Source organism: Vibrio sp. 10N.261.46.E11 (assembly GCF_041472735.1).
Taxonomy (GTDB): domain Bacteria; phylum Pseudomonadota; class Gammaproteobacteria; order Enterobacterales; family Vibrionaceae; genus Vibrio.
Genome location: NZ_JBFRQW010000001.1, coordinates 1 through 13,293 on the forward strand (window position 1 = coordinate 1; position 13,293 = coordinate 13,293).

The 13,293-nt window shown below is 43.1% G+C and carries 9 protein-coding genes; 4 read left to right on the forward strand and 5 right to left on the reverse strand.

Annotated elements, in window-relative coordinates; translation table 11 throughout:
- Positions 1-68 precede the first annotated feature (68 nt).
- Positions 69-680: a YecA family protein gene (locus AB4407_RS00005; protein WP_372117384.1), complete on the reverse strand. Its 612-nt coding sequence runs from the start codon at positions 678-680 to the stop codon at positions 69-71.
- A 210-nt stretch (positions 681-890) separates the two neighbouring features.
- Here AB4407_RS00005 and dusC point away from each other — a divergent pair, with 210 nt between their 5' ends.
- Positions 891-1,847, forward strand: a complete 957-nt coding sequence (gene dusC, locus AB4407_RS00010; protein WP_372117387.1) for a tRNA dihydrouridine(16) synthase DusC — start codon at positions 891-893, stop codon at positions 1,845-1,847.
- A 68-nt stretch (positions 1,848-1,915) separates the two neighbouring features.
- On the opposite strand, the gene AB4407_RS00015 is transcribed toward dusC, so the two are convergent.
- The 3 genes from AB4407_RS00015 to yfbV form a co-directional block, all read right to left on the reverse strand.
- Complete coding sequence (locus AB4407_RS00015) at positions 1,916-3,382, reverse strand: GGDEF domain-containing protein (RefSeq protein WP_372117390.1); 1,467 nt, start codon at positions 3,380-3,382, stop codon at positions 1,916-1,918.
- A gap of 252 nt (positions 3,383-3,634) precedes the next feature.
- Positions 3,635-4,600 (reverse strand): ABC transporter substrate-binding protein, encoded by a 966-nt coding sequence (locus tag AB4407_RS00020; protein WP_372117392.1) that lies wholly within the window; start codon positions 4,598-4,600, stop codon positions 3,635-3,637.
- Positions 4,601-4,908: 308 nt separating this feature from the next.
- A complete protein-coding gene (gene yfbV, locus AB4407_RS00025; protein WP_372117394.1) occupies positions 4,909-5,361 on the reverse strand; it encodes a terminus macrodomain insulation protein YfbV in 453 nt (150 codons plus the stop codon).
- A gap of 341 nt (positions 5,362-5,702) precedes the next feature.
- Between yfbV and AB4407_RS00030 the strand changes: the two genes are divergently transcribed.
- The 3 genes from AB4407_RS00030 to AB4407_RS00040 all read left to right on the forward strand — a co-directional run bounded on the left by AB4407_RS00030 (position 5,703) and on the right by AB4407_RS00040 (position 12,066).
- The gene (locus AB4407_RS00030) at positions 5,703-6,899 is read left to right on the forward strand and encodes an acetate kinase (protein WP_102514399.1); all 1,197 of its coding nucleotides are present in this window, start codon (positions 5,703-5,705) and stop codon (positions 6,897-6,899) included.
- 146 nt (positions 6,900-7,045) lie between these two features.
- Positions 7,046-9,211, forward strand: a complete 2,166-nt coding sequence (gene pta, locus AB4407_RS00035) for a phosphate acetyltransferase (RefSeq protein WP_372117398.1) — start codon at positions 7,046-7,048, stop codon at positions 9,209-9,211.
- Between the two features lie 497 nt (positions 9,212-9,708).
- Positions 9,709-12,066 carry an EAL domain-containing protein gene (locus AB4407_RS00040; RefSeq protein WP_372117400.1) on the forward strand — a complete coding sequence of 786 codons (2,358 nt, stop codon included), beginning with the start codon at positions 9,709-9,711 and terminating at the stop codon, positions 12,064-12,066.
- A 196-nt stretch (positions 12,067-12,262) separates the two neighbouring features.
- On the opposite strand, the gene AB4407_RS00045 is transcribed toward AB4407_RS00040, so the two are convergent.
- Positions 12,263-13,210: a glutathione S-transferase family protein gene (locus AB4407_RS00045; RefSeq protein WP_372117403.1), complete on the reverse strand. Its 948-nt coding sequence runs from the start codon at positions 13,208-13,210 to the stop codon at positions 12,263-12,265.
- Positions 13,211-13,293: the final 83 nt, after the last annotated feature.

Here is a 13,293-nt window from a genome sequence, read left to right on the forward strand (position 1 = left end):
AGTTATTTACTACGATTGGTATAATGTTCATTCAAGCTTAATCTATCAACAAGTCTCGATTAGCTGTGTTAACCGCAACATTGCTTGAATTTCTTGCCACTTTCACACGGACATAAATCGTTTCGACCAATGTCTTTAAATGGGTTCACGCTTTGTGACTTATTACCCAGCATAGCTTCATCTGCGGCAAGTGCCACTTCAGAAATCATCAGATCGACTTGACCCACTAAATCGGTAAGCGATGGTGGATTTTTAAGCCCTGCAGCGACCATTTGTTGTTGGGTTTGTTCTTCATCAATCGCTAGCATCAATGTAGTTAGCAGCGCTTGCAACATACGCAGAGTGCCGTCCGCAACTGTCACGCTCTGCCACTGCTCTTCCACTGTTGGCCAAACCATCATAAAGCCTTCAGAAAAATCGGCGAATTGTTCGTTAAAATCACCTTCAGCTAGTACGTCTGTCAGTAAATATTCATTGCGCTGAATCAGGTTGTGCTGACGATTGATCTGCTCTGTCACCGTTGTTACAAGCTGTTTACCCGCTTCAGGCGCAACAATAGCGAGCCATTCTTCTGGGTCTAATGGCTTGGTGGCTAAGTTAGAGGCAAGAATTGCGCCTTCCATAAACTGCGGAGTAATGTCAGTGATTGATTCAGGTAGGCTTAATAATTGATATGTCATGAAAGCTCTGGATATTGGGGCATTTTCGACATTATAACGCCATACTCCCTGAGTTGTCGCTATTTAGCGATAAACCATCATCAAGTCGGGTAGCACACACTAAGACAGGTAAACCATACTCATAGTGACAATCCTATAAGCAAACCGTACAATCACGCCTCTAATTTTTCGACCCACTCAGTTCGGTCCACTCAGTTTCGGTAAAGCAACATGCGAGTAATACTTGGCCCTATGGAGGGCGTTCTAGACCATCTAATGCGTGAAATTCTCACAGAGATCAATGATTACGATCTCTGTGTGACGGAATTTGTGCGCGTAGTTGATCAACTTCTTCCTCCGCATGTTTTTCACCGTATTTGCCCTGAATTGCATCAAGGCTCTCAAACCATGGCTGGTGTTCCAATCCATCTCCAGCTTCTAGGACAACACCCAAATTGGATGGCCGAGAATGCTTTTCAAGCTGCTAGTTTAGGCGCTAAAGGCATTGATCTTAATTTTGGTTGCCCTGCAAAAGCGGTAAACAAAAGTAATGGCGGTGCGTCACTGCTAAAAGAGCCCGAGCTCATCTATCAAGTAGTGAAAGCTTGCCGTGAGGCGGTCCCTGCGCACATTCCCGTGTCTGCAAAAATTCGATTAGGTTGGGAGCACCCGGAAGAGTGCTTTGAAATTGTCGACGCTATCGAACAAGCAAAGGCAGACGAACTCACTGTGCATGCAAGAACCAAAGTTGGCGGCTATAAAGCCAGCGAAATTAAATGGGATTACATCAATCAAATAAGAGAGAAAACCTCTCTGCCGTTGATTGCAAATGGGGAAATTTGGAACTATCAAGATGGTCAAGATTGTATTGAAGCAACGGGCGTCGACTCATTAATGGTCTGCCGCGGTGCTTTTAATATTCCAAACCTTGGCAATGTGGTTAAGCACAACCACCAGAAAATGCCATGGGATAGAGTGATCGCACTTTTACTGCGCTATTCAGAGTTTCAAATAAAAGGGGACAAAGGCATGTACTACCCCAATAGAGTGAAGCAGTGGTTTGTTTATCTAAGTAAAGGCTACCCTGAAGCGAATGAACTCTTTAAAGAAATTCGTACTTTCAAGAAAGCGCCGCCTATCGTAGAGCGCTTACAACGTTATCAAGATGAGCATTTCCACTCAGCTTAATATGTCTAAGCGAGGGAGAGCCATCAGCCCCTCTCCTCCTTATGCAGCACAAGACTTCAATAACGTGGTTAAAACTCGATTCGGTCTTTACCGGTCGTCTTAGCCACGTACAGTTTTTCATCGGCGTACTTAAATATCTCTTCAAAGTTGAGTTTGCTTTGCTCCGTCTCAACAATGCACACGCCGCCAGATACCGTGAAGCCATTAGGAATGATATCCGCGGATTTAGAACAAACTGCACTTTTTACACGTTGTAATGTTCTCATTAATGTTTCTCTGTCATCGCCTTTAATGTAGACAACAAACTCTTCACCACCAAACCTTGCTGCGACATCACTACTTCGAATGCTATTACTTATCTGGCGGGACATGTAGCGAATAACATCGTCCCCTTTGTCATGCCCAAAGGTATCATTAATCAACTTGAAATTATCAATGTCAAATACAGTCAAGGCGAATAACTGGTCATGCTCCACACTGCGCCAAAAAGCTTCTAGTCCCCTACGATTTAGCAGCCCGATCATCGGGTCTTTAGCTGCTAGCTCTTTGAAGTAACCACGTTCAATATTGGAGTTAACGAAGAAAAAGAGCGTTACAGAGAATAGATATACGATGATAGCGACAATCAGACTGTCTTTCTCGTAGACAAAAAAGTGCTCCACCTCTTTGGCAAAATCTAATTCGTAGTACATCGCGTGATGAGAGGTGACTCCTTCCAGTTGTATCGCGTGATAGAAAGTAGCGCTATCAACCGGATTAACCAAGGTGGTATCAATAATATCGATTCTACCGGCTAAGTGCTCATTCGAACTCGCAAGCAATTTACTGGCGTCAATCTCAACAGAAAGCATTCCTTGATGTATCCCCTTATGAAACACCGGAATCGTCATGCTTATCATACGGTCAAGAGAGTCAAATCGATACGCAGGCCCCGTTAAAGTCAATTGTTCTGGATTGTTGGCGGTTCTTTGCCAATACGGGCGGCTTTTTATGGTCGAAAGTAGTTCTTTCCCTAGCTCTTTAGCAAAGTCTTCAGGCGAAGAGATCACATAGCCGCGGGTATCAATAAAGTGTACACCGTTGTGATATTCATCAAGCTGGGATAAAAATGAAAGAATGGGTGCTAGAGCAATCTTGTTTGCCGCACTTTTATAGCTATCGCTAGTTTCATCACAAAGGGATTCTTGACCAACCAACATATAGTCGATATCGACAGAGGGGATATCTGCGGTTTTTCCGTCAGCAAGAAGTAATACGTCGATAGGCCAAATGCGGCAAAGACCGTCAACCACCTGCTTATTATGATCCAGGAAAAGAGGGTTTCCTGATTTGTAGTAATTAGAGAAGCTGTAATCTAGAGCGGTAACAATTTTGGTCGTTCGTTTAAACACTTCTTCAATACGCTGAAACTCACTGCTGATGTCTTTTTCTACCGCATCAAAATGATTTTTTCCTATCAGCCCAAGTAACATGGTCGCGATCACAGCGGGAAAGCCGAAGACAAAGGTAAGGCTAAAGTGCCTATTTACTTTCATAGAATGTGCTCTTAGCGCTCAGTTAATATCATTAGTTCCATTAATATTATGACATTAATCGACAACCCTCTCGATGTAAAATAATGTAAATTGATATTAGCGATGCACCTAACGGGGAAATAACTACTTAAAAATGAATAAAGTAGATCGCAGCTAATGGTGAGAGTCGACTAGTGTTGTTCATTGTGATGGTTTAAAACCCTGTTAACAAAGTGACTTATCAAGCGTTGTGTTTTTTGATGTAAATACCCTTTAACGACTAACTATCGCACGTTCAACCACAGACTTTGGTAGTGTCAAACCAAGCTCACGAGCAGCCTCTAGATTCACAACCAACTGAGAGCTTTGAGCCGTTTGAACACTCAACTTCCCTGGTTTTTGTCCGTCCAAAATAGCGGCCACATAATCAGCGGTCTGCACCCCAACGTCATAGTAATCTAGACCTAACCCAGCTATTGCTCCCTTGCCAACATAAGACGTTGCTCCTGCAACCACGGGTGTGCCAGCTTGGTTTGCTGCATTTATAAGTCCTTCAATACCGCTTGCCACCGTGTTATCGGTTAGCGCGTAGATAACATCAGATTTTTTAGCCACGGATGCTGTTTTTTCTTCTAAATCATCGATGGACAGCACTTTTGCAGTATGCAAAGTAAAACCAAAGTCTCGTGTAGCCTTTTTCAATAACCCAACTAATGCAACGGCATTCGCTTCGGCAGGGTTATAAACCACACCGATTGAACCTGCATTAGGGAGTAGCTCTTTAATAAGAGATACATGTTGGGAAATAGGTGATAAGTCAGAAAGGCCTGTGACATTTCGTCCCGGCTGTTCCAATTGTTTAACAAGCCTTGCGCCGATAGGGTCTGTTACCGCAGTAAACACAATCGGGATCGTTCGAGTCGCTGAAACCAACGCTTGAGAGGTCGGTGTCGCGATGCCAACTAATACATGAGGGTTCTCATTAACTAACTCTCTGGCTATTTTTGCAGCCTGAACGGGATTGCCACCAGCCATTTCATAAGAGAACTCTAAATTTTTACCCGGTTCGTAACCTTTGGCTCTCAATCCTTCAAGAAGTCCTAGACGTGTTGCATTCAGATCTGGATGGTCGACAACTTGTGAAACCGAAACTTTGGCAACGTTCGCCATTACATTGCTTGTCCATAGCAACAACAGACAACTTACGATCGCTGCCAATACCTTTTTTACAGAACTCATTATCGCTCCCTGAATCAAGCTCTACTCATTATTGCTCGCTCAAAGAGAACAACATCAATATTGATAGTATTACCAGTAACCATTGATAACTTGAAGTTATATTTAACAAAAACACAACAAGGCTCGAAAAATGCGTGAAATAGAGAGAGGCAGAATTTGAAAGGTAAGAAACTACATGAGTAGTAAGAGAACAAAGGAATGAGGGGAGCGAGATGAATAAAAACGAAGTGAAAATATTAAAGTCAAACCTGAGAACAAACCATCAATGAAGAATAGTTGCTCTCAGACAAGAGGAGAGTTGAAACTCATTAGAACCAACGTTCCATTGAGGATTTATCTAGCTGACGAAATGCGCGATTTAAAATGATCGCCAATTCTTTATAACGAGGGCGCGACTTCATTGGCTCTAACGCAAAACCCGTTTCAGTGATCTTCTCATGAAGTTCGCGATACCACGAGACTAGCGCAGGTGGAAGTTGTGTGTTTGAGCGATTACCTAACCACCACATACCTTGAAGCGGTAAGCTGATTGCAAACAAAGCCATGACCACAGCTTGTGGTATCGCTTGATAATTATTAAAGACCATTTGTGTAAGAACACTAATAGCAGCTATCGCTGGCATCACTTTCACGCCAAAACGCGTCGCTTTGATAATGCGCTGCTCAGGGAAGATCGAGTTTAACTCTTTGCGGACGGGCCAGAGATCCATGTACGTTTGGCCATCTTTTAAACTACTCGCTAAACCAACTCTATTGCTCATATGAGTCTCCCATTAAAAAAAAGTTGAAACCATCAACTAAAAACACAAAAATTTGACGAAAAATAATATTCTTTCAAATTTTTTTGTTATATTTGCACAATATCGCTATTATTTGCAGACCTCAATCTCATTGTTGCCCTTATTTACAATTTAAGCAACTTTGAGAAGACTTCTGCAAGGAATGCACAAGCCTCTTTTTGATAAAGAGTGCTTTTACTTTATACGGAAATTAACGTTTTTTTGACCAAGGTTAGTACGCAAGCCCATGTGCTTCGACTATTCTTGAGATTAATTTTCATCCTTAACTGATTTCGATCAGAAAAATAAACAGGTAGTCATTAATGTCTAAGCTAGTTTTAGTTTTAAACTGTGGTAGTTCTTCTCTTAAATTCGCTGTTGTTGATGCAGAAACAGGTGCAGAGCACCTAACTGGTCTTGCTGAGTGTCTAGGTCTTCCAGAAGCTCGTATGAAGTGGAAACTTGATGGCAAGCATGAAGCACAACTAGGTGCGGGCGCAGCTCACGTAGAAGCACTATCTTTCATGGTAGAAACTATTCTTGCTTCTAAGCCTGAGCTTAAAGCTAACCTTGGCGCTATCGGTCACCGTATCGTACACGGTGGCGAGCAGTTCACTAAATCAGCACTTATCACTGATGAAGTACTTAAGGGTATTCAAGACGCTGCGACTTTTGCACCTCTTCACAACCCAGCTCACCTTATCGGTATCGAAGCGGCTCAACAGAACTTCCCTGGCCTTCAAAACGTTGCTGTATTTGACACTGCGTTCCACCAAACAATGCCTTCTGAGTCTTACCTATACGCTCTACCGTACAACCTGTACAAAGAGCACGGCATCCGTCGTTACGGCATGCACGGTACTTCTCACCTGTTCATTACTCGTGAAGTAGCTGGTCTACTAAACAAGCCAGTTGAAGAAGTTAACATCATCAACTGTCACCTAGGTAACGGCGCATCTGTATGTGCTATCAAGAACGGTCAATCTGTAGATACTTCTATGGGTCTTACTCCTCTTGAAGGCCTAGTAATGGGTACTCGTTGTGGTGACCTAGATCCTGCGATCATCTTCCACCTACACGACGCTCTTGGTTACTCTGTTGAAGAAATCAACAACATGCTAACTAAAGAGTCTGGCCTAGCGGGTCTAACTGAAGTGACTTCTGACTGTCGTTTCGTTGAAGACAACTACGGCGAGAAAGAAGAAGCAACTCGTGCAATGGACGTGTTCTGTCACCGTCTAGCTAAGTACGTTGCTGGTTACACAGCAACTCTAGAAGGTCGTCTAGACGCAATCACTTTCACTGGTGGCATCGGCGAGAACTCTGGCCCAATCCGTGAAATGGTTCTTAACCGCCTAGGCATCTTCGGCATCGAAGTTGACGGTGAAGCTAACCTTAAAGCACGTTTCGGCGGCGAAGGTACTATCACTACAGCTAACAGCCGTATCCCTGCAATGGTTATCTCGACTAATGAAGAGCTAGTAATTGCTGAAGACACTGCGAAACTAGCAGGTCTTTAATTGATTTTCCTGACTAACTTCCCTCGAAGCTAGTCAGTTTTTCATATCAAGAAAATGGGGCTCAACTTCTATTCCTACCCCAATATTTTTATCGGTGGGAATAGCGGTTGAGCTTTTTTATTTCCAATAGTCAAAGGTGTTCGTCAATGTCACGTACTATTATGCTTATCCCTACAAGCGCTGGTGTTGGTCTTACTAGTGTTAGCATGGGTGTTCTTCGCGCTATGGAGCGTAAGGGCGTAAGTGTTTCTTTCTACAAGCCAATCGCTCAACCTCGCAGCGGTGGTGATCAACCGGATCTAACGTCTACTATTATCAGCGTAAACAGCGACATTAAGATTGGTGAGCCAATCGCAATGACTAAAGCTGAAGCTTTGATCGGTAGCGAAAAAATGGACGTACTTCTTGAGTCTGTTGTTGAGCAATACAACAAGATCAACAAAGACGCAGAAGTAACGCTAATCGAAGGTCTAGTGCCTACTCGTAAGCACCCATTTGCTAACCAAGTAAACGCGGAAATCGCGAAGACACTTGGCGCGGAGATCGTATTCGTTGCGACTCCGGGTACATACAACCCTATTCAGCTTAAAGAGCACATCGAAGTAGCATGTTCTAACTTCGGCGGCACTAAAAACAAGAACATCTCTGGCGTTATTATTAACAAACTGAATGCACCTGTTGATGAAGCTGGTCGTACTCGCCCTGACCTATCTGAAATCTTTGATGATGCAGACAGTGCTCAGCAAGCGAACCTTGAAGTAATGCAAATCTTCAACTCTAGCCCTATCCGTGTTCTTGGCTGTGTGCCATGGAGCATCGACCTAATCGCAACTCGTGCGGTTGATATGGCTAAGCACCTTAACGCTGAAATCATCAACGAAGGTGAAATCTCAACTCGTCGTATTAAGAGCATCACTTTCTGTGCACGTTCTCTACCGCACATGATTGAGCACTTTAAGCCAGGTTCACTGCTAGTAACTTCTGCAGACCGCCCTGACGTTATCGTTGCTGCGGCTCTTGCTGCGAAAAACGGTGTTGAAATTGGCGCAATCCTACTGACTGGCGGTTACGACATTCCAGAAAGCATTGCTAACCTTTGCGCACCAGCATTCGCTTCAGGTCTACCGATCTTCAAAGCTCAAGGTAACACTTGGCAGACGTCTCTAAACCTACAGAGCTTCAACCTAGAAGTACCTGCAGACGATAAAGAACGTATCGAGTTCGTTAACGATCACGTTGCAAGCCACATTGATGGCCCTTGGATTGATTCTCTATCTGAAGGGACTCAAGGCATCCGTCGTCTAAGCCCACCAGCATTCCGTTACCAGCTAACTGAATTTGCTCGTAAAGCGGCTAAGCGTATTGTTCTTCCTGAAGGTGACGAGCCACGTACAGTGAAAGCTGCGGCTATCTGTGCTGAGCGCGGTATCGCAACGTGTGTACTTCTAGGTAACCCTGAAGAAATCCGTCGCGTTGCAGCGCAGCAAGGTGTTGAGCTTGGCGCTGGCGTTGAGATCATCGATTCTGCATCAGTTCGCGAAAACTACGTAGCTCGTCTAGTAGAACTTCGTGGCGCTAAAGGTATGACTGAAGTTGTTGCTCGTGAGAAGCTAGAAGACTCAGTATTCCTAGGTACTATGATGCTTGAAGCTGGTGAAGTTGACGGCCTAGTTTCTGGTGCTGTTCACACAACGGCGAACACTATCGTTCCTCCGTTCCAGATCATCAAGACGGCTCCTGATGCTTCTATCGTATCTTCAATCTTCTTCATGCTTCTGCCTGATCAAGTGCTTGTATACGGTGACTGTGCGATCAACCCAGATCCAACAGCGGAACAGCTTGCTGAAATCGCTATCCAATCTGCAGATTCTGCTGCGGCATTCGGTATCGACCCACGCGTTGCTATGATCTCTTACTCTACTGGTGAATCTGGTAAAGGTGCTGACGTAGATAAAGTACGTGAAGCAACCAAACTTGCTCAAGCGAAACGTCCTGATCTAGTGATCGACGGTCCTCTTCAGTACGACGCCGCAATCATGGAAAACGTAGCCGCTTCAAAAGCGCCTAACTCTCCAGTTGCAGGTAAAGCGACAGTATTTGTATTCCCAGACCTAAACACGGGTAACACGACTTACAAAGCTGTACAGCGTTCAGCAGACCTAGTGTCTATCGGTCCAATGCTTCAAGGTATGCGCAAGCCAGTAAATGACTTGTCTCGTGGCGCTCTAGTAGACGATATCGTTTACACAGTAGCTCTAACGGCTATCCAAGCAGACCAAGCAGCTCAAGCTGAAGAAAAAGTAATTAACTAATTACTTTTCTCTCTCTAAAATGCATTAAAAACATTCAAGCCCGTGCAATTGCATGGGCTTTTTTCCATTACAAATTGGTGGAAATCAAATCAAATCAAATCAAATCAAAAACGTTAAACATACTGTAGGTTAATTGAACAACGTAAGCAGGTACGGCTCACCCTTTCATATCAAATCACCAAAGAGCTGTATTTTCACTTTTAGCTAAATCACTGATTTATCGAGCTGTCTTTTTCTTTCCCTTCAATTCTTAACCTACCGTACGTTTGTCGGAAAAGTGCAAACTTTCACGTTTTTATTCTTCGCAATGATGATTAGTTTTGTTATATTCTTTTACATAATAAATAAACTTCTTTGTATTTCATAACACTATGACGTCAGATACTCGGCTGATCGCGTTGATCAAATGGCTCCCAGTTAGTTTTATCGCACTTTTTTCACTCGTACTGATTTCTTCATTTCTGTACAACTCACACCTGTCTAATCAAAAACAATTAGTGAGAGCAGAACAACTATTTAAAGATCAGCACAAGCAATTGCTTAAAAGCCAAGTCGACGTAGCAAAAAGCCAAGTTCTCTACCTGAAGTCGACCACCGAGTCAGAACTAAAACAAGTCGTCAAAGAGCGATTAGAAGAAGCACATCGGATTTCTACTCGCCTTTACGAAGATAACAGGTCACAGCCGATAGAAGTAATTGAATCCGTAGTTAAAAGTGCGCTGAAAGACATTCGCTTTAATAACGATCGAGGTTACCTTTTTATCGTTGATCGCCAGTCTAAAGGCATCATGCACCCATTCTGGCCCCACCTTGAAGGACAAGACCTTTCCACACTCAAAGACACAAGAGGCACAGCTATTGTTACTGAAATGGTTAAACTGTCACTTGAAAAAGAGACTAGCTTTTACAGATGGTGGTTTCACAAACCGGGTGACAATCAAACAGAGTACGAAAAAATTGGGTACTCTATCTATTTTGAACCATTAGACTGGGTAATAAGTTCAGGTGATTATGTCGTTGACGTTGAAAATGATTTAAAAAAGCAATCACTCAATTGGCTTAATAGCCTTAAGCTTCCTGATTCTGACCAGTTGTTCGTGATCGACAAACAAGGCGTTTTCCTAGCTCATGAGTCACCGGAATTAGTCGGAACAAAGCATCCTACATTTCAATCTTTTATCTTGAATGAGGACATCATAGAAGCAAACCATGAAGGTTTTGTAACTCTCGGAGTTAAATCCAACAACAGCCAGTCCTCTAGCACTCTGAACTATGTAACGAAAATCCCCGATTGGGATTGGTTTATCGTAGGTAGTGCCTATACCCAAGCCATTAACCAATATTCAGTCACTCATAAACAACTTACAGAAGAGTCGTTAAAACGCGATACCATCGAGCTCGTCATATACAGTAGTGCAGGTTTCGTTACCCTTCTGATTCTTAGTTTCTATACCAGTAATGCTATTGCACGTCGCTTTACTACTTTCCAAGGCCAAATAAGGCGTGACTTTCATAAATTGGAGCAAAATCGTAAAGAGTTATCTTACTTAGCTCATCATGACTCGCTCACCGGTCTTTACAACCGAACTGCATTAAAAGAGAGCTTTGCGGTCATACAGGAAAGAAACATACAAAATACGACTAAAATCGCCTTACTTTTTATCGACCTAGATGATTTTAAAAATATTAACGACGCTCATGGTCATGGCTATGGGGATCAACTGCTCAAAAATATTGCTCAAACTCTACAACATTTAACTGAGCCGAATGAAATGTATTTCCGTTTTGGCGGAGATGAGTTTATTGCAATTATAGACAACCTACCAACAGCCGAATCTTTGACACCAATTCTCAGCAAGATTAAGCCGGCAATCGAACGCTCCTACGATATCAAAGGGGAAAGCCTATCGATTAAGGCAAGCATCGGCGTATCGTTATCTCCCGATCATGCTGACAATATCGAAATGTTAATCTCTAAAGCTGATATGGCGCTCTATTTCGCTAAACGTACAAGCAAAGGCATTATTCAACTATTTGACGAGTCTATTTCTGATGATATTCACAGTAAACTCGAGATTCAGAACGCGCTTAACTCCGCCTTAAATAATGACGAACTGTACGTTCACTATCAACCTCAAATCGACGTACATTCAGGTGTCGTGTTAGGAGTAGAAGCGCTCTGTCGTTGGCAAAACAAAAAATTAGGATTTATTCCACCTGACGTGTTCATCAGCATGGCGGAAAAAACGAGCCTGATTAATGACATTACGTTCTTTGTCGCTGAAACTAGCATGCGCCGTATTAGCAAGATCAACCGTAAACTGGGGCTATCTCTATCTTTGTCGATCAACCTATCTCCGGCCGTGTTTACTCAGCGTAATTTAGTTGAACGATTCTCTGAGCTTGCAGCTAAATATGCAATGGCACCAGAAAAAATTAAAATTGAGATTACGGAAAGCGTCCTCGTTGAAGATCTACAAGCCGTCACTCAGGTAATGAACCGCTTCCAAGCTCTAGGTATGCAAGTTTCCATCGATGATTTCGGTACAGGTTACTCATCATTAAGCTACATTGCCTCACTTCCTATCAATGAGATCAAGATTGATAAATCATTCGTAGATACTATTGATACCGATGCAAGGCAATTTGCACTGGTTGAAGCGATTACCTCTCTAGCAAATATTTTCAGCTTCGATTTGGTCGTGGAAGGTATTGAGACTAAAGCACAGCTCCAGTCCATTCAACAATTGTACTGCAGTGCTGTTCAAGGCTACTACTACTCGCGTCCGGTAAGCGCAACAGACCTCGTAGAGTATCTAGAGCTACAAAATCAAAAAGAAGCCTTCGAAGTGTAAGCCGATATCAAGCCTGACGCTATGTTCCGGTAAGTTCTACCAATCGTAGTAAATAACTGGTCATCCTAGCTTGTTAAAACGCTCGATAACGGCGTTAGAATTTTTGATTGTAGAATAACTACTTATCGAAAATTCTTCCTTGTTCTCAAGCCTTTTCTCTACGCTATTTATGATCACTTACTTACTGTGATTGATATTAAATTAAATAACTTCTTTCATGGGGGGATTCCAAATCAAGGTAAGGTCCTTTAGGCACAACTTGAGTTGGGTTAATGCCCGTATGGCTGTAATAGTAGTGACGCTTGATGTGATAAAAATCGGTCGTCTCTTTAATGCCTTCGATCTGGTAAAGCTCTTTTAAGTATCCTTGAATATGGACGTAGTCTGAAATTCGCTGCTTGTTACACTTAAAGTGACCAACATACACCGCATCAAACCGAACCAGAGTGGTAAACAAGCGCCAATCCGCTTCTGTAATCTCGTTACCCGCTAAATAGCGATGTTCGCTAAGGTGAGCGTCTACTTTGTCTAAGGCTTCAAATAACGCATCATACGCTTCTTCGTAGGCTTCTTGTGTCGTTGCAAAGCCCGTTCGGTACACACCGTTGTTAATGTTTGGGTAGATATAGTCATTCCACTCATCAATCTTCTTTGCCAGTTCCCACGGATAGTAATCATCCGTGTTGCCTGTCAGTTCGTTAAACTCTGAGTTAAACATACGGATAATCTCAGACGACTCGTTACTCACAATGGTGTTGGTTTTCTTATCCCATAGCACTGGAACGGTTACTCGGCCTGAATAGTCCGGTTTGGCTTGGGTGTAGATTTGGTGCATGCGAGTGTGACCGAACAAAGGCTCAGGTAAACCCATTTGCCAACCTTCACTCATCATGTCAGGGCAAACCACCGTCACATCAATATGATCGGTTAGATCTTTCAATTGACGGAAGATCAGCGTGCGATGCGCCCAAGGACACGCTAACGATACGTATAGGTGGTAGCGACCACTTTCTGGCTCAAATTGCGCACCGGCTTTATTCTCAACCCAGTTACGAAAGCCCGCATCTTCACGAACGAACTTACCACCGCTTTCTTTGGTGTCGTACCACACATCGTGCCAAACACCTTCAACTAACTTGCCCATATCCAAACCTCTGTGATGCTAACTTTTCTCTAGTATAAAAAAAGCCAACTTTTTCAAAACTAGAAGAAGTTGGCTTAGTTGTT